This is a genomic window from Leptospira paudalimensis, assembly GCF_026151345.1.
In the GTDB taxonomy this organism is placed as follows: domain Bacteria; phylum Spirochaetota; class Leptospiria; order Leptospirales; family Leptospiraceae; genus Leptospira_A; species Leptospira_A paudalimensis.
This window is the reverse complement of the sequence record NZ_JAMQPR010000001.1, coordinates 700212-720918: the sequence shown is the minus strand read 5'-3', so window position 1 is coordinate 720918 and position 20707 is coordinate 700212. Positions and strand designations below refer to the sequence as shown.

The window sequence follows — 20707 nt, the reverse complement described above, 5'->3', positions numbered from 1 at the left end:
AGAGTTTTATTCTTCTTCTCGATTGACTGCTTCTATCGTAAAAGCAGGTTTACAAAGAGACCAATACTCAGCGTCCTCCGAGAATGGATTCGAATAACGAACTTTTGATCCTTTTTGGATTAAGATAGATTCCCCTGCAGATAAAACTAAAACTTCGCCATCAACTTCAATCTGTTTTTTGCCCCTAACCATAAGTGTCCACTCATCAAAGTTAGGTGTCTGAAAAGGTTCACCCCAACCTGGAGGTGCAATCATATGTGCAATTGATACTTCCTTTGTACTTGTCGATGGGATTCCAAAATGTTCCTCAATTGTTTTATTCCCAGGGACTGGAATGATCGTTGGATTTTTTTGATGAAAATATCCCATACTAATTTCCAGGGAACCTAAAAGAAAATTTATGTTTCAGCAGGTCTTCTGTATAGGTCCATAAATTCCTTCTGACTGTTTTATCATAGGAAACGGGAGAACTATTCTTTGTTTTCTTTTTTACAAAGTATTTCCCAGAAACAGTGCTTAAGCTAGGTTCTGTTGCAAGGTAAATGGAAGTTTCAGCACCTTTCTCTTCCGAAATAGCAAAAATATTCTGTGCAAACGTGATTAATACTTTTGCAAGCCCATCATTATTCTGTCCAAATTTGGTTTTCACAAATCCTGGATGCAAACAGTTCACAGTAATTTTTGTTTGGTTTAGTCTTTCAGCCAATTCATACGTGAAATAAATATTCATCAATTTGGATCTTTGGTATTGTTTCCACCCAGAATAATTTGATTCACCAAATATATCTTTAAAATCCAAAGATACACCTTCATGAGCACGTGACGCAACATTGATAATACGTGCTTGGTTTGCATTCTTAAGTGAGGGCAATAATCCAAGAGCCATAATAAAATAGTTTAAATGGTTTAAAGCAAAAGTAGATTCTAATCCTTCGTTAGTGAGAGTTCGTTTATCAAAATACGCACCCGCATTGTTGAGCAAAACATCTATTTTAGGATGATTATTCCGTATTTTTTCCGTTAATGCAAACGTTTCTTTTGCAAGCGACAAATCACAAACATAGGAATGAACCTTCACACCATGTACTTGTAGACTATATACTAGTGCAGATAATTTTTCTGGATTTCGTCCAACCAAAATCAATTCATTCTGAGATTTTGCAAATGAATGTGCACAAACTCTTCCAATGCCATCAGTTGCACCTGTTACTAAAATAATTTGACTCATACTAGAATTTCCTCGTTTTCCTTTTTTGGGAGACTAAATTGAAAAATAGACCCTGACATTCCATCACTATCAGCTGTTAATGTACCACCATTAACCGTTACAAATTCAGAACACAAGAGAAGTCCAATTCCATTCCCAGTTTCCCCTTGGGTACCAACTGATTTGATCACTTCGCCTGGTTTAAATAATTTATCGATCGTAGTTTTAGACATTCCAACACCAAAATCTTTAACAGAAACCATCCAATGGTAACCGGTATCAATTGCAGAAATTTCAATATTGCCATTTTGATGGCTAAACTTCAATGCATTGGAGATTAAATTTCGCATCACAGTAATGATCATTCGATCATCACAATACACCATCGCATGATTTGGAATTTTGGTCTCAAAATGAATGTCTTTATTTTTTGCACTTAAAGCAAATAAATCAAGGCATTCCAAAACAATAGAATCCAATCGGTAAAAATTTGGTCTAAATTCCTCTTGCCCTCTTTGTAACTTAGACCATTCTAAAAGATTTTCCAAAAGAGAAAAAACAGATTCTGTTGCATCAAGTAAAGATTGTGTCATTCCTGCTAATGCATCTTCTTTTTTCTTCATGTCCTCGTTTAAAACTTTGAGCAACATTTTTATGCCTGCCAGAGGACCACGTAAATCATGTGAGATGATCGATAAAAATCGATCTTTGGTTCCATTTGCAACAAGAAGCTCACGGTTCACGTTTGCCATTTGTTTTTCTAAATTTCTTTGTTCAGTATTATCACGGAAAACAAGCACCATCCCAATTTTTTTCCGATTTGAATCTCGAATCTGCTTTGCAGTGACTTCCCAATACTTCGAATCTTTTTCCCATATCCACTTGGTGATTGTCTTTTTAATGGACAAATTGTCCAATTTTGAAATGAGTTCTGGAGTATGTTGGAAAAAAACTTGGTGAGGGAGCAAGGCTACATTCTTATCTTTTACACAAAATAAGTTTTCTGCCGAACTATTCCAATCTACGACTCGATGATTAAAATCTAAAATGACTACAGCCTCATCAAGTTCATCTACAATTTCACTTCTTACAAGTGGTACCAAATCAAACATTCGATAATATCCAATTGCAAAAAATATCATGATTGCCTGCATAGTACACATAACAGCAGTTATATTCATTCCAGGCAATGGACGAATACCCATTTTATGCAAAATTGCAGTTACCCAAATAAACAAAAATGAAATCAGGATTAATAGATAACGGTTACGTTCTGTCGATTTTGAGATAAAAATTCCTCTAATGAGGAGTAAGGCAACAAATACTGACCAAAAAAAAGAGAGTAAGTAAGAGGCGATAAAACCACCTAAATTTGTTTCTTGGATCCACTGGATACGCCCATCTACATTAATGAGATATGTATCAAGTGTTAAAGTTTTAAAGATAGGATCGAGTACACACACAGCTACAGTAAATAAAGGCTGAAGTAATAAAAGTACCCAGAATCGTTTTGTGAGTAAATGTTGGTTGTTTGTAAACTCTATTGAGACTAATACCATACCAACATTGGCAATGGCAACACCTACATACAACAAACTAATGAATGTTCGGTGTAAGTTCGTACTTATGTAAACAAAATCAAGTCCATAGAATCCAGTCCAAACCATGGAACCAAAAACTAAGATTAATAAATATTTAACTAAATTGAGTCGAAAGGATTTTAATACAAATAGCCCCAATCCAAGATTGAAGCTAAATGCTAGGAATAGAAGTACACTATATGGATGGAATTGCCACAAACTAAGTCTCGTCGTTACTCAACATTTCGCAGTTACCATCAAAAATAACTCCATCTGCTATTTGTAATTTTGCAGTGCGAATGTTGCCTTGGACTTTTCCTGTTGATAACATCTCTAATCTTTGAGTTGCAGTCACGTTTCCAATGATGGTACCACCAACGACAACGGTTCCCGCTTTGATATTTGCTTTTACACGAGCACCTTCGCTGATCACTAAATAACCATCTGATATGATTTCACCAGTGAAATCACCAGAGATTTGAAGTGGTTTTTTAAAAGCTAAGGTTCCGCTAAAAGCAGTTTCCTTTCCTAAGATGGTGGCAATGACTCCGTGTTCTGTGATGGTAGGTTGCATTTCTTTTTTTGACATAGTTCCTATTTCGTTTTCATGTTATATACTCCATCCCAATCTTCAGGAGGAGGATCTGCGATGTAATCATCGCAACGTTCAATATAAAGTTTGGAAGGACCGTCTCCAGGATGGATCGCTAATGCTTTTTTGAATTCTTCTTTTGCTTCTGCAAATTTACGAGATTTGTACAAAGTAAGTCCTTGGTTATAATGCACAAGCACTGACTTCATTTTATCACTAACGATCATTTGAGCTCCTTATAGAATACGACAACGGCGGTTGAATAGTGGTCAGCATGGCTAATGGACACCGAACTACCCGTAAATCCTTTCTCACGGAAAAACTTCTCAGTTTTCCCATGGATGACTAGCGTTTTTTTCCCAAAATTGGTTCCAGCTAGCTCAATCTCGCGCATATCGGCAACCTCACCAGGTTCCAAGTTCAGGGCTTTGATGACCGCTTCTTTACAGGCAAATCTTCCAGCCAAAAAAGGCACTGGGTCTTTGTGTTTGTGACAGTATTCAACCTCATCATCGGTGAAAACTCGTTTCAAAAACCGATCCCCATGTTTTTGTAATAATTCTCGAATTCGTTCGTTTTCGACAATGTCGTTCCCGACTGATAACATAAGTAGATTTATTTACGCCGAAGTTCCATGAGTCGAGCAAATAATCGATTGTTTTCCTTGTGGTATGGCCGTCTCAACTTCACTCGTTCCGAATAATCAAAAGCAGCCCCAAAATCTCCATTGGCAAACAAGGCTTCAGCAATATAAAACAAAGTCAAACTATCAGATGGATTTTTTTGGATGTAGGTAACTGCAAACTGTAATGGGAAAACAGACATCCTATGCTCAGTGTAGAGATAAATTTTTTGAAAGGAGAGCGGAGCTTCGTGGATATTTGGATAATGAGATGATATCATTTTTTCAACATCGACCCATAGTTTTTGTTTGTACAAAGTAAGTGCTCGTAAATAAACAATGTGTTTTGGATGTGATTTAGGAATATTAATTTCCGAACCTATACCAGTATATTCAACACGTATCAAGGAAAGGTCGTCGATTAACTCTCCTTGTTTTTTGATCGCATCTCGAATTAAATTTAAATCTCCCAAGCCTTCTTTGGCAGTTTTTAAAAACAACTCATCATCTTCATTCACTTCCATCTCCTGTTCAGAGCCAATGAGAATATCATCCCGTCCGTCTGAGCCAATGAGTAGGATGTCTCCCTTTTCCATTTGGAATGTATTAATTTGAAGATTTTTCTTTGAAGCAAGTAAGCCAAGTTTCGCACATACATAGTTATGTGGAAGGAAAAATGTTTTATGATTTCTATAGATCACAGGTCGAGGATGTTCCGCATTCAAAAAATAGAAAAATCCTGTTTCATCATCTATCAAACAAAGAAACATTGAGATTAACATGGAACCGTCAAACGTTACCAAGGTGTTGTGCAATTCGGAATACGCACTACTCACCCACTTTTCAGGAGTCATATCCTTTGATTCTTCAGATTGTCCATTTCGTTTGATGATTGCTTCAAATACCGATCCAATGACAAGGGCACCACTTGCACCTTGCATAGACTTGCCCATTGCATCTCCGTTCAATACTACAATGTATTTTTTATTTTGCAATTGGATGGAAGAAGAGACACACAAATCACCACCAATTTCAGAATTCCATTGTTTATAGCTAAACTTTTTCTTTTGTTCTGTTAAGAACTGAATATTCATATTCGATGATTCGGCATGATTTTGTGTTAACGGCTCAATCAATAAGGAAGCAAGAAAATAATCACCATCCTGCTGTTCTTTTAACCCTTTAACTTCTGTTAATGCAGAATTTAATTCTTTTGTCCTTTCATCAACTTTTTGTTCCAAGTTAGTATAAAGTAAAGAATTCTCAATCGAAACTGCGATTTGAGAAGAAAGAATTTTTAGAATTTCAACTCTTCCTGGTGTAAATGCATCCGTGGTTAAATTATTTTCTAGATAAACAATTCCGACTACAGTGCCATGGCTCAAAATTGGATAACATAATAAAGATTTTGGTAAATATGATTTCACATATGGATCGTTCTTAAACTCACCTTCTCTTGCTGCATCACCACAAATGACAACAACTCCAGTTCGGACCACATACCCAATAATTTGTGTTGGAATTTTATTTTGGTGAATTGTTGTTATCGCTTGAGAAAAATCCAATTCAAATGGAGAATCCGAATAAACTGAAACAGATTCAGTCTCTAAGTTGGATTCGGCAATCACTTGCCATTTTGTATCAAAATTCAGAATAAAATACCCTCGTTCAGCGCCAGCGTTTTCAAGGATAATCTTCATCATCTTTTCTAATAAACGATTGAGTTGTATTTCACCTGAAATCGTTTGAGATGCTTTGATAACAGTATTGATGTCTAAATTCGATCCAACGTCTCCAAAAATATCTTTTGTCGTACTAAATAGGGAAACATTATCAGTAGAATCTGTTCTAAAATTCCTTCCAATGTATTTCTTTAAAGAGATATGATCTGCTTCCAATTGTTTTACCTTGGAGATAAAACCGTATTTGCCATAACGATAATGTGCTTCCACAAGGTGTAGATTGCTATATTGATCAAAACCTGTTTCTCTCCACATTCTGACCAAGATTTCATTGGCAATTGCTTCTTCTAAAATATATGCAGACTCTCTTGCTGAAGTAATTGCTGCCTTACAAGCCACCACGGCTTCCGATTTTTTGTTACTTAAATATAACTCAATTGCAGAAATAATTTCGTATTTATGACCAAAGTTATCAGGAGAATTTTTTGCCCAAACTTTCAAACGTTTTGAAAATGATTTCAATCGTTTTAATAAATCTTTTCGATCGATTGAATTTGTGTATTTTGGATTTGATAACAATTCGTAAACGACGAGTGCTCCAAAAAAAACATGTTCAGGAACAAACATCATAGCAAACACTCCACCCTCTAAACCATCCAATTTGAGAGAAAATTGATACGCCTTTTCTATATCTCCTAAAAAGTATTCTAACCTCAGTTTACATAAATAATAATCAAATAACGCATTTGCATTCCCATATGTTTCCCATTCTTTGACATTTTCTGATTCTAGGAAATATCGACCTTCCAAACTCAATGGATCAGAAGTCTCACCTCGCATATTCTCAACAATTTGCATATTCAAACGGTGAACTTGGTAAGCATGGTGTTGCCTCAAACTTAAGAGTGAAGCATCATAACGAAGTTGGCTTTTGTATAAATCATCCAAGTTTTCTCGATACAATAATCCTTGGAAATGAATGTTATTTAAGGAATAGGATGCATATTGTAAATCACCTGTTTCCATACCAGCGAGGAAACTATCCCAAAAAATATTTTTACCTTCCTTAGCATGATTTTTCCAAGGAAGAATCATACAAGCATACATAAATAAGGTTCTACATTTGAATGATTTGGCATCCAAAACATCAATTAATTTGATTCCCAACTTACCAAACTTGTATCCGGAATCATAATCTCCGAGGCCAGAACCTTGGATCATACCCATTGCTGAAAAACCAAATGCACTTAGCTCACAAAGACCATATAACAAAGTATAATTGACCATTTTGAGGACGATTACTGGAAATAGGTTTGGATCTGCTAAAAACGATGGTGCGATACAAGCATTGAGTAACCGCATAATTGCCAAATACTTTGGGTCCGTTGCAATTGGCAAAAATTCCAATTCTTCAATTGGTTTCCTTCCCAATCGAATTTTAAATTTCACAATTTCTTTTAAAGGAGAGAGAGCAGATGCATTTTTAGGCAACCTAACACCGAGTAACCGAAGCGCTTGTTTTAAGGTAACCAAAACTTCTTTCATTTTATTTTGAGTCACAAGCATTGAAGTTTGTAACTCATAAACTAAAATTTTATCTAAATCTGTTTTTGCATGTTTTAGAATATGATTAAAACTTTTTTCAGCCTTTTCGAAATTTTTAGACAGGTAAGCTGATCTTGCGTAAGCTAAGTGAAGTTTGAGAGTGTTTTCATATTGATGATTCCACTCGTCTTCTAACATCAATCCAACCATACGTTCAAAGAAACTGAATGCTGCATCGTATGCAGATGAATTGAGTGCCTTAAAACCTGCCCTTTCATTTAAGGTGCGCAATTGGACCAATTCCTGGTCTTTTGTAATCTGTGAGGCACCTAAATTGAGTTGGTTTACAATTGTGAATAAATGATCATCTAATTTGTATTTATAAAGAATTGATAGATACGTTTTTCCAATTTTATAATGTAACTTCGATTTTTCTTCAGGAGAAATGATTTTATAAATCGCTTCTCGAATTTTATCATGAGTAAAATTGGCATCATCCAATCCTAAGATCAGGAATTCCTCGTTTGCCAACGCAACCAAATCCATAGATGCCAAATGAAAAGGTCTCTCAGCAATCGTCGCATAAATATCGTGACGAAACCAGTTTCCTATACATGCAGTTAATTTTAGTGCTTCGATTAATTCTGGGGGTTGCAGGTAAATTTTATCGATGATCAAATCAATTACATTTTCAGAAATATTGACTGTATTGATTTTTTCCTTATCCCAAACCCATCGATTTTCAGAAAATTGGATGTAAGATCTCTCATAAAGATTCTTAAACATTTCATTTACGTGGAAAGGATTTCCCTTTGTTTTTTTCCAAATGATTTCCGAAATCCCCTTAATTTCTGATTCAGGTAATGATAATGTATCAGAGACAAGTATCGAAATATCAGATTCCGTTAGTGGTTCCAATCGAATTTCAGTGATGGAAGTTTTTGTTTCCCTAAGTTCTTCCAACATCCGAAAAAATGGATCCGTTGGACTTACTTCATTGTCTCTGTAAGATAGGATGATAAAAAAATAGGAAATTTCTGGATCGGTAATCGCTTCTTTTAACAAAAGAATACTAGAAGAATCAGCCCACTGTAAATCATCTAAAAACATCACAACAGGATGTTCTTTGGTACACACTGTTCGCAAAAATTTTCTAAAAACTAAATGAAAACGATTTTCTGTTTCTACCGTATCCAATTCTGGAGGTGTTTCTACATCTCCCAATAACTTAGCAAGCTCAGGCACTACGTCGATGATGAGCTTAGCGTTTGCCCCTAAGGTTTGGGTTAGTATTTTTTTCCACTCTTTGACAGAAGTCTCGTTTTCAGATAACAACTGTTTCACTAGACCTTGTAAGGCAAGGTTAATCGCACGGTATGGAATTGATTTTTTATATAAATCAAACTTACCTGTTGTAAAGTAAGCTCTTTCGATTGTAACTGGTTTTTGAATTTCGTTAATTAAAGCTGACTTCCCAATACCAGAACGTCCAGAGATTAGGAAGGTTTCAATTTTTCCTTCTGTTGCATTTAGAAATTTTTCTTCAAAAGTTTTAAGTTGTAACTCTCTACCGTATAACTTTTTCGGTATTTGAAAACGAGATGATTTATCGTTTTTTGCCAATTCCATTTGAAAGGAATCTAATTCTTCTTTTCCATTCTCTAATAAGACGGATTGAATGGTGATTAAATCAGAAAGTAATCCAGTCGCAGTTTGGTATCTATCCTCTGGATTTTTTTCCAAAAGTTTCATGATTAAATCTGATAAGATTTTCGGAGCATTACTTCTTTCCTGTGGAGGCAATGGGATTCTAGCTAAATGTGCGTGAACCATTTCCAAACTATCAGTGTATAAAAAGGGAAGCTCTCCTGTAATGAGTTGGTATAAGGTTACTCCTAACGAATAAAAGTCTGTACGGTAATCTACAGTGCGATTCATTCTACCAGTTTGTTCTGGAGAAATATGTGCCAATGTCCCTGTTAAATTTTGGTTCATCGGAAGATAAAAACTTCTATGGGTTAACATAGTTGCGGAACCAAAATCAATTATCTTTAATTCACCTGTTTCAGGATGATAAATGATATTCTGTGCTTTGATATCGTTATGGACTACTTTCGCTTTATGGATGTCCGAAAGTGCCCTACAAATTTCAATTGAGATATTTAAAAAAGTCTGGAGATTACTATATTTCCCACTTAATTGAAGTTTAGCGAGATCGGTATATTCGATATGAGGAAAAACAATCGCAACTGTGTTTTGATAAGATTCAAAACTTAATGGTTTTAATGTGTAGCTTGAATCTATCGATTTAAGAATTTCAAATTCATTTTTAAACTTTGTAATTTCGTGATTATCAGGATAATCTCTGTTTAATAGTTTTACAACAACTGGAGATTTTTTATCATCTTCTCCAATGTAGACAGAACTCCTTTTTCCCAAATGGAGTTCTTTTGTGACTTTGTATTTTCCTATCGTAAACAAATAGAATCCTTATCTAGCCGTTTTTCCGCCATCCACTGGGATGACAGCACCAGTGATAAAAGCAGCTCCATCACCAGACAACCATACACAAGTTTTGGCTACTTCTTCAGGAGTTGCCATCCGACCTAAGGCATAAGATTTCATTCTTTCTTTTTTAACTTCTTCTGGATTTGGTACATTTGCATAAAATACATCGTCCATTTCAGTTTGTATTCCTCCCGGACAAAGTGCAATGACTCGAATCCCTTGTGCACCATACTCTAAAGCAGCAGATTTAGTCAGTCCTATGATTCCATGTTTTGACATTGAATAAGGGCCTGCTTTTTCTTTTCCACGTAAACCTAATGCAGACGAAACATTGATGATCACACCACCGTTTGTTTGTTTGATAAATTGCTTTAATTCAAACTGCATTGATAAAAAAGTACCTTTTAGATTTACATCCATTACAGAATCAAAAATATCTAATGGATAATCAGCTGTCGTTTTAAGGACTCCTGAAATCCCAGCATTATTAACTGCTACATCTATTTGGCCATATTTATCTACAATGGTTTCTACAAAATTACGAACTGCTTCCGATTGTGTGACATCACATTTGAAAAATATACCTTCACCGCCTTGTTTTGCAAGTAAAGCGAGAGTATCTTCCCCTTCCTGTTTCCTACGACCACAAAAACCAACCACATAACCAGCGTTTGCATATTCTAACACAATCGCTCTACCTAATCCGGAAGTTCCACCAGTGACTAAGGCTACTTTTTTCTTTTTCATTGGATTTCCCTATCTTCTATCAATCTTCCATACCGATTGATTGCTTCCTTTACATTTGCCCTGTCTAGATCAGATATTTCTTCAAAACGAAATCCAGCAAAAAACATATCTTCATTATTATCGTCTTCTTTTACCCATAATAAAATACAAGTTCCGTGTACGAAACCAACAATATCAAAATGCATAAAAAATTCTAGTTGTTGCTCAGTGGACAATGTTCCCGGATGGATTCCTGAGCAGCGCACCATAAATCCAGAATTTGATATATTTTCGATTGTTGAGACAATATTCCTTCCATTTTCTCGAATGGAAATATTGTTCTTAAAACGATCCAAAATCCGAAACCTTGGATCAATTTCATACACTTCTTCCTGCGTGCTTTTTAAGCGTTTGTATACCTTTAAAGGCAAAATACTCGCGGCCATTTCAATTTTCGTAATTTCTTGGTTCTCTTGGTAGGCAGTAATGGCGAGTTTTGAGTAGTTCCAATATCCGGATTTACTGTATTTAACTTCTTTTGCTTTGACCCTAAGTTTAATGGGCATATTCATTTTTGCATATTGCAAAAATTCAGAATTTAAATATAACAATAAGAAGGTGACATCTTCAAAAGGGACTTTCCCAAACATGTGATTACATGCAATTCCCAATTGCCTTGCCGCTTCCACAATTTGCATACCTGAAATGTGTTTTAAATTGGGAGGAGAATAGTATTTATGAGTTGGAGGGACATACAAATTTGCAAAAAAAGTGTCCCGTTTTGGAATCTCAGGGAATCTTTCAAAGATTGCAGAGATCATCGATTTTTCTACATTGCCTACATAATAATCTCTACGTTTGACAAGTTGTAAAATTTTAATCTCATCAGCTTCTGTCACTTGGTCATTGAGTACATATTGTTCGATTTCAGTATCAAAATTATAAAATTGGCTTAAGAATTCTCTACCAGAATCATCTATATTCGCTTCATTTAGTATACGATCTGCTGATTCTTTACGTATCCGAGAAGGAATTGTTTTTAATTGATAATAACTCCCCGACGCATCAGTTCTTTTAATATAATAGAATAAAAGAAATTCCTTTTCTTCTTCGTTCAGTTTTGGTAAAACATCACTTTCCATGAGGTCTGCCAAAATCATCCGAGGCAGAGCCCTTCTTATATTGGAAACAAAACTATCTTCTTGGAAATAAGTGCGTGTGTAACGTTTATCGAGAGCTAAAACAGTGGGGAGCTCTTCTTTTTCGGGAACCTTCATTTGTATCAACCAGGAATCTACTTTAGGATTAACCCGTAGATTCCAATGGGATACCTTTCAAGGCAAGTAATTTAACATTGATTTGTCAAAATTATGGTAAATTCACCTAACGACAGTTACAGAACATGGTGCATAATGTACAACTCTATCGGAGACACTTCCCATGATGAATCTGCCTAAAATTCCATGGCCACGACTTCCAATCACAATCAAATCGACTTTTTCTTTTTCCGCTAGTTTACAAATTTCTTCAGCAGGGTATCCTTCCAATACCACACGATTCCATTTTACGGTTGTCTCCTCTAAGATCGGATGGATTTTTTCAAATCGTTGTTCCGAGATCCATTTGACTCGATCCTTTCCAGGAGGAGCTGCATCATAATACCCAGGGAGTGGTCCAAAGTCCTCTATCACTTCTACAACATAACAAATTGCATTACTTGCCTTGGCTAATGCCAATCCAAATTCCAAGGCCTTTGCCGAACTTGGTGAACCATCAATGGGGATGATCAGTTTTTGTATTAATTTTTCCATACGCTAATCCTAACACGATCCTGGAAGATAAGAAAGTGAATTTCCTTTGATAATTATCATATTGGTAGATGAGGTTTCGTTAGAAACTGAAAATCATATCGTATTGACCATCCACTACAAAAGGATGGAATTTATTTTTTGCGACCATCATCTTCTTTTGTGAGATAATAAGCGACAAGGATTGGAATGGTTGTGACTAAAATCACAAAAACAGCTACCACATTGGTTACTGGCCTTTGCCTTGGACGAATAAACTCTGTTAACATCCAGATAGGCACGGTTGATTGTTGACCAGCTGTAAACGTTGTTACAATCACTTCATCAAATGACAAAGCAAAGGATAACATTCCTCCTGCAAGTAATGCAGTTGCAATATTTGGTAGTATCACAAAACGAAATGTTTGCCATGGGTTTGCACCTAAATCCATTGATGCTTCCACCATGGAATGAGAACTCCTTCGTAATCTTGCCAGAACATTATTATAAACAGTCACGATACAAAAGGTAGCATGTGCAATGACAATGGTCCAAGTGCTAAACGGAATTCCAAAGAGAGACATAGCAGACCGAAGGGAAATCCCTGTGACAATGCCTGGGAGAGCAATGGGTAAAATCACAAGAAAGGAAATGATTTCTTTTCCAAAAAATTGGCTTCGGTACACGGCAAGGCTTGCCAGTGTTCCTAATAGGATTGCAATGAATGTAGAAATGAATGCAACTTGGGAAGAGAGTATAATCGCTTCCCAGATATCATTTCGTTCCCATGCGACTCCAAACCACTTCGTAGTGAATCCCGGTAGAGGGAATTGAAACGTTTTTTCATCTGTCGAAAATGCATACATGATGATGATGAGTATGGGTATATGGATGAATAAAAAACCGAAGATAGTTGCCGTTTTTAATCCAATAGATCCTAAGTTCCATTTAGAGCGCATCAAATGCTCCTAATCGTTTAGCGATTGTTAAATACACCATCATAATCACGATGGGAACGACAGAAAATGCAGCAGCAAGTGGAATGTTCCCCGCAGTTCCTTGGTGGGTGTACACAGCCATCCCAATAAAATAACTCGAATTCCCTATGATTGTAGGAATGATGTAATCACCGAGTGTTAATGAAAATGTAAAAATAGAACCAGCTACGACACCAGGAAACGCCAAAGGTAAAATGACTTTGCGAAAGGTTTGTGCGGGCCCTCCTCCCAAATCAGAGGAAGCTTCTAAAAGTGTTTTTGGAATTCTTTCTAAAGATGCCTGGATGGGTAAAATCATGTAAGGTAACCATATGTAAACGAATACCAAAAACATACCGATGTAGGAAAAAGATAAAGAAGTGCCACCAATGACAGGGATGGAAAGTATAACATCTAACAAGTGTAATAACCCCAGCTGGTCCAAACACCAGGTAAGGATTCCTTCTTTGGCCATAATGAGTTTCCAGGAATACACTTTTACAAGGTAACTAGACCATAAAGGCAACATAACACCCAAATACAAAATTGGTTTTAGTTTGGGTCCAGCATTCATTGCCATATAATAAGCAATTGGAAACGCAATGATCGCACTCACAACTGTCACTGTGAAAGCCATCGTTGTTGTACGAATGATAATATCCCAATTGGTACTCTGCCGGAATAAATCATAATAGGATTCAAATGTGAATTCTCGTTTGATGACACCCGAAAAGGAATCAATAGAGAAAAAACTTTGGATGAGAAGAGTAAACAAAGAACCTAAATAAACTACACCAAGCCAAACAAGCAGAGGTGATAACAATAAAAAAAGTGCCAAACTTTTTCTGTAAAATAAAAACGTGATGAATCTATCCATAACATTCGTCATCATGATTTCCTTATAACAAATGCATGTCGGAATCTTTCCAACCCACTAAAACTTCTGAACCAACTGCGATATGGTCTGCAGAAATTTTTAAGTTTTGTGTGGAGGCAATGATCCGAGATCCACTAGGAGTTTCAAAATGCATTTTAGATGTTGCACCTGAGTATACTTGGCTTTTTAAAATTGCTTTGAATGTTCTATATCCAGATGAATGGTTGTCCTCTTTTGCATTTGCAAAAACATGGACTCGTTCCGGGCGGATCATCATCTTACCATTATGGCCTGTGAGTCGTTTTGTTTCCTCAACAGATAAAATATTGGAAGTTCCCACAAAGTTGGCTACAAATTCTGTTTTTGGGCGATTGTACAACTCTTCTGGCGTTGCAATTTGTTCCACCTTACCTTTATTAAAGACAGCGATTCGATCTGACATCGAAAGTGCTTCTTCTTGGTCGTGGGTCACAAAAATAAACGTGATCCCAACTTCTTTTTGAATGGCTTTAAGCTCCAACTGCATTTCTTCCCGCAGTTTTAGATCAAGTGCACCCAATGGTTCATCTAACAACAGTACACCTGGACGATTGATGAGTGCCCTTGCCAGTGCAATCCTTTGCCTTTGACCTCCCGATAATTCCGATGGTTTTCGATTTCCCACATCGGGAAGGCGAACCATCGCAAGCATTTCAGAAACACGTTTTGAAATCTCGGCACTTGGAAGTTTTTTAATTTTTAAACCATAGCCCACATTTTCCGCAACAGACATATGTGGGAACAAAGCATAATCTTGGAAGACTGTATTGACATTTCTTTTGTAAGGAGGGATGCCCGTGACATCAACTCCTTCCAAAAGAACCCTTCCTGAACTAGTATCTTGAAAACCCGCCACCATTCGGAGGCAGGTAGTTTTACCAGACCCAGAAGGACCTAACATCGAAAAAAACTCACCTTTTTTAATCCCAAAGGAGACATCATCTACCGCTATGAATTGGTCGAATTTCCTGGTTACATTTTGAAACTCAACATCGTAAACTTGGTCCATTCTATCTCCTTTAGAACTCTTATGATGTTAGGATTTTATTTACTTCCAATAATGGAAATATAATCTTCTGCCCATTTTTTATAAGGCACACATTTTCTTCCACCTGAACAATCTTCTTTTGGAGTTCTCCAAAAAGAGATTTTTTCAAAATTGTTGAATCCATTCACTGCACAACCAGTGTCCCCAAGTAAAGCATTCCCTTTACAAGCAGCAGGAACGGAAGGAACAGATCCAAACCAAGATGCTAAATCACCTTGTACTTTTGGAGAAAGAGAATGTTCCATCCATTTATAAGCACAGTTTACGTGTTTAGAATCTTTGTGTAACATTGTACTATCTGCCCAACCAGTAGCTCCTTCCACAGGAACGATGGATGATACAGGTTGTTTTTCACTCACAAGTAAATTAACTTGGAATGGCCATGTTGAAGAAGCGACTAAACCTTCTTTTTTGAAATCGTCAACTTGAACCATTGCATCATGCCAGTATTTTGGAACGAGTTGTCTTTGTTTTTTTAATAACTCAATCACAGCTGTGTATTGTTTTTCATCCAATTCGTAAGGATCTTGGATTCCAAGTTCTGGTTTTGCAACTTTTAAATAAAGGGCAGCGTCAGCGATGTAAATTGGACCATCGAATGCTTGTACTCTACCTTTGTTAGATTTTCCATCTGGTAAAACTTGTTCTTCAAATACAACATTCCAACTTGTTGGAGCTTTTTTAAAAACTTTTGTGTTGTACATAAGTACGTTTGGTCCCCATTGGTAAGGAACTCCGAAATGTTTACCATCTACAGTATGCCAAGGAGCATTTTGTAAACGAGAGTCTACGTTTTTCCAACTTGGAATCAAATCAATGTTAATCTCTTGGACTTTTCCACCTGCAACTAATCGAAGTGATGCGTCACCTGAAGCAGTTACCAAGTCAAATCCACCTTCATTCATAAGTGCTACCATCTCATCAGATGTAGCGGCAGTTTTTACATTTACTTTACAGCCTGTATTTTTTTCAAATTCAGTGACCCAGTCATATCCTTTGTCTGTTTCACCACGTTCAATGTAACCTGGCCAAGCAACGATGGAAACTTCTCCCTCGCCTTGTCCAATTTCTGAAACCTTTGTTTCTTTTTTACCGCAGGTTACCGCAAAAGCGATCGAAAGAACTGCTGTAAAAAAAACCACTCGTTTGTATGAATCGAATTTCATAAACCTATGTGCTCCTGGTTTTACTTATGTCAGGCATTAGATACCAAAAATTCAAAATTAAGCAACCAATTCTGAAGTTTTCAAAAAAAAGGTAGGAATTTTTATGAGGCACGTTTTTCGTGAAAGCGTAGGTTTGCTATGAAATACATCAAAGATAAAGACCTTTTTCGCCAGGAAAATTTCATCGGTGGGGTTTGGTGCCCCGCTGAAAATAAAAAAGAAATTTTAGTACATAACCCTGCCACAGGGGAAACCATCGGGAACATCCCGCATGCAACAGAAAAGGACACGCTCAACGCAATCCGTTCAGCCAAAGATGCGTTTGTGGATTGGAGATCGAGACCTGCCAAAGAACGTGCGGGAATCCTTCGCAAATGGTTCCAACTCATGATGGACCACCAAGAAGACTTGGCACTGATTATGACACAAGAACAAGGAAAACCTTTAACGGAAGCTAGGGGAGAAATTGCCTATGCAGCTTCTTATATTGAATGGTTCGGTGAAGAAGCAAAACGTGCTTATGGAGATTTAATCCCATCTCACAGAAAAGATACTAGGATTCTTGTACTCAAAGAACCCATTGGAGTTGTTGGAACTATCACTCCTTGGAATTTTCCTGCAGCAATGCTTGCAAGAAAAGTGGCTCCTGCGCTTGCAGCAGGATGCACCGTGGTATCCAAACCTTCCGAACTCACTCCTTATTCAGCTCTTGCAATGGCAGTTCTTGCAGAACGAGCAGGACTCCCAAAAGGTGTTTGGAATGTGTTAGTTGGAGATCCAATCCTCATCGGCAAAACGATTTTAGAAAGTAAAGAGGTTCGCAAACTTAGTTTTACTGGATCCACAAAAACAGGAATTTACCTGATGGAAAAATCGGCAGCTACATTAAAAAAACTCTCACTTGAGTTAGGTGGGAATGCTCCTTTTATCGTATTTGAAGATGCAGATTTAGACGAAGCAGTAAAAGGTGCTATGTTATCCAAGTACAGAAACACAGGACAAACTTGTGTTTGTGTGAATCGATTTTTAGTGCATTCATCTGTTGCTGAAACCTTTTCCAAAAAACTTGCTGAAAAAACAAAAGAGTTGGTTGTTGCCAACGGAATGGAACCGAGTGCCAGCCAAGGCCCCCTTATCAATGAAGCCGCAGTGGAAAAAGTGAAAACCCATATCCAAGATGCAGTCAACAAAGGTGCAAAGGTTTTGATCGGTGGGAACACACACCAATTAGGTGGAAACTTTTTTGAACCAACCGTTTTGTATCCTGTGAACTCATCCATGATGGTGACAAAGGAAGAAACCTTTGGCCCAGTATCTTGTATCCAAACCTTCCAAACTGAAGAAGAAGCCATCAAACTCGCAAATGATACCGACTTTGGCCTAGCATCCTATTTTTACACGAAAGACATGGCACGTATTTTTAGAGTCGCCGAACAGTTAGAATATGGAATGGTAGGCATTAACGAAGGGATCATTTCTTCAGAACAAGTCCCTTTTGGGGGAGTCAAATTTTCAGGCATGGGACGAGAAGGCTCCAAATACGGTCTAGATGATTATACAGTAACCAAATATCTCTGCCTCGGAGGAATCAAATGACGGGCAATCAAAAACAAACAAACAAAACTCTATGGGAAAGAAGATTAAAAAACATTCCACGTGGAGTGACTACCGCCTACCCTGTGTTTGCTGAGAAAGCAAAAAATGCAGAAATTTGGGATATTGAAGGAAAACGATTCATTGATTTTGGTGGTGGGATTGGTGTTCAAAACACAGGACATTGCCATCCAAAAGTGGTGGCTGCCATCCACAAACAAGTGGACCATGTGCTCCACACTGCATTTCAAATCATGCCATACGAACCATACATTGTTCTCGCAGAAAAACTAAATGCCAAAGCTCCAATTGATGGAGAAGCCAAAACCATTTTGTTTTCATCTGGTGCCGAAGCATTGGAAAATGCAGTGAAAATTGCAAGAGCTGCCACAGGAAGACCAGGGATCATCAGTTTTTTAGGTGGATTCCATGGTAGAACGATGATGGCTCTTGCCTTAACAGGAAAGGTGGTTCCTTACAAAAAAGGATTCGGACCTTTCTCGAGTGATGTGTACCACATTCCATTTCCGATGGAATACCATGGTGTCACAGAAGACGACTCGATCAAGGCCCTAAACAATTTATTCAAAGCAGACATTGACCCGTCCCGAGTGGCAGCAATCGCCATTGAACCAGTGCAAGGTGAAGGTGGATTCTACATTGCTTCTCCTAGTTTTTTAAAGAAACTAAGGGCCATTTGTGATGAACATGGAATTTTACTCATTGCCGATGAGGTGCAGTCAGGATTTGCAAGGACAGGGAAACTTTTTGCCATCGAACATTCGGGTGTCAAACCAGACCTCATCACAACCGCAAAATCCCTTGCAGCGGGGATGCCACTTTCCGCAGTGATTGGAAAAACATCCATTATGGATTCTGTAGAACCAGGTGGGCTTGGCGGAACCTATGCCGGAAACCCAGTCGCTTGTGCTGCGGGGATTGCAGTGATGGACCTCATCGAAGAAGAAGGGATATTGGAAAAATCAACACAATTAGGATCCATGTTAGTGAAGGAATTAAACGAAATCAAAAAATCCAACACAAACATTGGCGAGATACGTGGATTAGGTGGGATGGTCGCCTTTGAACTCGTTGAAAATGGTGATGCCAATAAACCTTCTGCTGATATGGCAAAAAAATTAACAACAAAAGCCTTAGAACATGGTCTTGTTTTACTTTCTTGTGGTGTGTACGGAAACGTAATCCGAATTTTAGTTCCTATCACAGCAGAAGAATCAGTCGTAAAAGAAGGTCTAAACATCATGGCAAAATCATTAAAGGAAATCTAACCCAGGTATGAAACAGTATAAACTTTGGATTGATGGGAAGTGGGCAAACTCTACTGGCGGAAAACCAATGGACATCGAAGACCCAGCCACTGGAAAAAAAATAGCGACTGTAATTGATGCAAGTGTGTCCGATGTAGACAAAGCCGTTAAGGCAGCACACAAAGCCTTTTATGATGGAAGATGGTCTGGACTCACACCGAGTGAACGTTCCAAAGTGATTTGGAAATTGGCAGACCTTTTGGAAGAAAAAACAAAAGAATTTGCGAAATGGGAATCCCTCAATGCTGGGAAACCATACAAAAACTTAAGTTTGGCGGGAGACATTCCTTTCGCCATTGATAACATTCGTTTTTTTGCAACTGCTGCACGTGATGTTCATGGAAGCCGTGCGAATGAATACCAACCTGGTTACACGTCCATTTTACGTAGAGAACCAGTTGGTGTAGTCGGCCAAATTGCTCCGTGGAACTATCCCCTCCTTATGGCCGTTTGGAAGTTTGGACCAGCCCTTGCCGCTGGTTGTACCCTGATCTTAAAACCAGCTCCTGGCACCCCGATCACCACACTCATGTTAGCTGAGTTAACCAAAAAAGCAGGGATCCCTGATGGTGTCTTCAATATTGTCACTGGTGGGAATGCCACAGGCCAAGCCATTGTAGACCATCCTCTTGTTCGTATGGTATCTCTTACAGGATCAACTGGCACTGGGAAAAATATCATGAAGTCGGCTTCTGATTCTTTAAAACGAGTGCATTTAGAACTCGGGGGTAAGGCACCACTTGTTGTGTTTGATGATGTGGATGTCAATTTGTTTGCCGCAAAAGCAACGTTTGGTGCAACTTGTAACTCAGGGCAAGACTGTACTGCTGCCACAAGGATCATTGTTCCCAAATCCCTCCAAAAAAAGATCACCGATGCAGTAGTGGAAACTATGAAAGCAGTAAAAGTGGGTGATCCCTTCAACGATAAAACAGAAATGGGGCCACTCATCTCTGCCATTCACAGAGAACGTGTGATGGGATTTATGGACAGGGCAAAAAAACAAGGTGCCAAAATCCTAACAGGTGGTGGAATTCCCAAAGGTTTGGACAAAGGGTACTTTTTTGAGCCAACGGTTGTAACAGATGTCAAACAAAACTTTGATATTGTACAAAATGAAATTTTTGGACCAGTCCTTACCATCCAATCGTATGACAAAGAAGAAGAAGCAATCAAACTTGCAAATGATGTCAATTATGGTCTTGCTTCTTCTATTTGGACAAAAGATGTAGCACGTGCTATGCGAGTTGCAAAACAATTGGAATTTGGAACGGTTTGGGTGAACGACCACTTACCTCTTGCTTCCGAAACACCACATGGTGGATTCAAACAATCAGGATTTGGTAAAGATCTGTCAATTGAATCTGTTGGTGATTACCTTATCACAAAACATGTGATGGTAGGAGGGGTTTAAAAACTCTTTCCATTGA

General features: G+C 37.8%; 17 protein-coding genes. 3 read left to right on the top strand and 14 right to left on the bottom strand.

What is annotated here, in order from left to right; all coding sequences use genetic code 11:
- Positions 1–6 precede the first annotated feature (6 nt).
- The 14 genes from ND855_RS03345 to ND855_RS03280 all read right to left on the bottom strand — a co-directional run bounded on the left by ND855_RS03345 (position 7) and on the right by ND855_RS03280 (position 16356).
- Entirely contained in the window at positions 7–369 is a 363-nt protein-coding gene (locus tag ND855_RS03345; protein ID WP_265357185.1) for a cupin domain-containing protein, read from the bottom strand.
- A 1-nt stretch (position 370) separates the two neighbouring features.
- Positions 371–1228, bottom strand: coding sequence for an SDR family NAD(P)-dependent oxidoreductase (locus ND855_RS03340; RefSeq protein WP_265357184.1), 858 nt, complete (start codon positions 1226–1228; stop codon positions 371–373).
- Positions 1225–3006, bottom strand: coding sequence for a sensor histidine kinase (locus ND855_RS03335; RefSeq protein ID WP_265357183.1), 1782 nt, complete (start codon positions 3004–3006; stop codon positions 1225–1227). Before ND855_RS03335 ends, ND855_RS03340 begins: the two co-directional genes overlap by 4 nt.
- 1 nt (position 3007) lies before the next feature.
- Entirely contained in the window at positions 3008–3376 is a 369-nt protein-coding gene (locus ND855_RS03330) for a bactofilin family protein (RefSeq protein WP_100717662.1), read from the bottom strand.
- Positions 3377–3381: 5 nt separating this feature from the next.
- Positions 3382–3603, bottom strand: a complete 222-nt coding sequence (locus ND855_RS03325; protein ID WP_207762691.1) for a tetratricopeptide repeat protein — start codon at positions 3601–3603, stop codon at positions 3382–3384.
- Positions 3603–3986, bottom strand: a complete 384-nt coding sequence (gene acpS / locus ND855_RS03320) for a holo-ACP synthase (RefSeq protein ID WP_100717660.1) — start codon at positions 3984–3986, stop codon at positions 3603–3605. The genes ND855_RS03325 and acpS overlap by 1 nt, the downstream gene beginning before the upstream one ends.
- A gap of 8 nt (positions 3987–3994) precedes the next feature.
- Positions 3995–9709: a protein kinase domain-containing protein gene (locus ND855_RS03315; RefSeq protein WP_265357182.1), complete on the bottom strand. Its 5715-nt coding sequence runs from the start codon at positions 9707–9709 to the stop codon at positions 3995–3997.
- A gap of 9 nt (positions 9710–9718) precedes the next feature.
- Entirely contained in the window at positions 9719–10483 is a 765-nt protein-coding gene (locus tag ND855_RS03310) for an SDR family NAD(P)-dependent oxidoreductase (RefSeq protein ID WP_265357181.1), read from the bottom strand.
- Positions 10480–11739 carry an AfsA-related hotdog domain-containing protein gene (locus ND855_RS03305; RefSeq protein WP_265357180.1) on the bottom strand — a complete coding sequence of 420 codons (1260 nt, stop codon included), beginning with the start codon at positions 11737–11739 and terminating at the stop codon, positions 10480–10482. Before ND855_RS03305 ends, ND855_RS03310 begins: the two co-directional genes overlap by 4 nt.
- Before the next feature lie 102 nt (positions 11740–11841).
- Positions 11842–12273, bottom strand: a complete 432-nt coding sequence (locus tag ND855_RS03300; protein ID WP_265357179.1) for a universal stress protein — start codon at positions 12271–12273, stop codon at positions 11842–11844.
- 131 nt (positions 12274–12404) lie between these two features.
- Positions 12405–13208 carry an ABC transporter permease gene (locus ND855_RS03295; protein ID WP_265357178.1) on the bottom strand — a complete coding sequence of 268 codons (804 nt, stop codon included), beginning with the start codon at positions 13206–13208 and terminating at the stop codon, positions 12405–12407.
- Complete coding sequence (locus ND855_RS03290; RefSeq protein WP_322113556.1) at positions 13198–14115, bottom strand: ABC transporter permease; 918 nt, start codon at positions 14113–14115, stop codon at positions 13198–13200. Before ND855_RS03290 ends, ND855_RS03295 begins: the two co-directional genes overlap by 11 nt.
- Before the next feature lie 10 nt (positions 14116–14125).
- Complete coding sequence (locus ND855_RS03285; protein WP_265357176.1) at positions 14126–15151, bottom strand: ABC transporter ATP-binding protein; 1026 nt, start codon at positions 15149–15151, stop codon at positions 14126–14128.
- Between the two features lie 35 nt (positions 15152–15186).
- Entirely contained in the window at positions 15187–16356 is a 1170-nt protein-coding gene (locus ND855_RS03280; RefSeq protein ID WP_108959382.1) for an ABC transporter substrate-binding protein, read from the bottom strand.
- Positions 16357–16494: 138 nt separating this feature from the next.
- Between ND855_RS03280 and ND855_RS03275 the strand changes: the two genes are divergently transcribed.
- From ND855_RS03275 to ND855_RS03265, 3 genes are read left to right on the top strand one after another with little or no spacing between them, the layout of a single operon-like run.
- On the top strand, positions 16495–17952 hold the full coding sequence (locus tag ND855_RS03275) for an NAD-dependent succinate-semialdehyde dehydrogenase (protein ID WP_265357175.1): 1458 nt from the start codon (positions 16495–16497) through the stop codon (positions 17950–17952).
- Positions 17949–19238, top strand: coding sequence for a 4-aminobutyrate--2-oxoglutarate transaminase (gene gabT / locus ND855_RS03270; RefSeq protein WP_265357174.1), 1290 nt, complete (start codon positions 17949–17951; stop codon positions 19236–19238). The genes ND855_RS03275 and gabT overlap by 4 nt, the downstream gene beginning before the upstream one ends.
- A 7-nt stretch (positions 19239–19245) precedes the next feature.
- Positions 19246–20691 (top strand): gamma-aminobutyraldehyde dehydrogenase, encoded by a 1446-nt coding sequence (locus tag ND855_RS03265; protein ID WP_265357173.1) that lies wholly within the window; start codon positions 19246–19248, stop codon positions 20689–20691.
- Positions 20692–20707: the final 16 nt, after the last annotated feature.

What these genes read in the sequence shown, in the direction of transcription:
- ND855_RS03310 (WP_265357181.1), bottom strand. Translation starts at nt 10,483, where the DNA reads ATGAAAAAGAAAAAAGTAGCCTTAGTCACTGGTGGAACTTCCGGATTA.
- ND855_RS03305 (WP_265357180.1), bottom strand. Translation starts at nt 11,739, where the DNA reads ATGAAGGTTCCCGAAAAAGAAGAGCTCCCCACTGTTTTAGCTCTCGAT.
- gabT (WP_265357174.1), top strand. Translation starts at nt 17,949, where the DNA reads ATGACGGGCAATCAAAAACAAACAAACAAAACTCTATGGGAAAGAAGA.
- ND855_RS03290 (WP_322113556.1), bottom strand. Translation starts at nt 14,115, where the DNA reads ATGACGAATGTTATGGATAGATTCATCACGTTTTTATTTTACAGAAAA.
- ND855_RS03280 (WP_108959382.1), bottom strand. Translation starts at nt 16,356, where the DNA reads ATGAAATTCGATTCATACAAACGAGTGGTTTTTTTTACAGCAGTTCTT.
- ND855_RS03340 (WP_265357184.1), bottom strand. Translation starts at nt 1,228, where the DNA reads ATGAGTCAAATTATTTTAGTAACAGGTGCAACTGATGGCATTGGAAGA.
- ND855_RS03295 (WP_265357178.1), bottom strand. Translation starts at nt 13,208, where the DNA reads ATGCGCTCTAAATGGAACTTAGGATCTATTGGATTAAAAACGGCAACT.
- ND855_RS03275 (WP_265357175.1), top strand. Translation starts at nt 16,495, where the DNA reads ATGAAATACATCAAAGATAAAGACCTTTTTCGCCAGGAAAATTTCATC.
- ND855_RS03330 (WP_100717662.1), bottom strand. Translation starts at nt 3,376, where the DNA reads ATGTCAAAAAAAGAAATGCAACCTACCATCACAGAACACGGAGTCATT.
- ND855_RS03345 (WP_265357185.1), bottom strand. Translation starts at nt 369, where the DNA reads ATGGGATATTTTCATCAAAAAAATCCAACGATCATTCCAGTCCCTGGG.
- ND855_RS03300 (WP_265357179.1), bottom strand. Translation starts at nt 12,273, where the DNA reads ATGGAAAAATTAATACAAAAACTGATCATCCCCATTGATGGTTCACCA.
- ND855_RS03285 (WP_265357176.1), bottom strand. Translation starts at nt 15,151, where the DNA reads ATGGACCAAGTTTACGATGTTGAGTTTCAAAATGTAACCAGGAAATTC.
- ND855_RS03265 (WP_265357173.1), top strand. Translation starts at nt 19,246, where the DNA reads ATGAAACAGTATAAACTTTGGATTGATGGGAAGTGGGCAAACTCTACT.
- acpS (WP_100717660.1), bottom strand. Translation starts at nt 3,986, where the DNA reads ATGTTATCAGTCGGGAACGACATTGTCGAAAACGAACGAATTCGAGAA.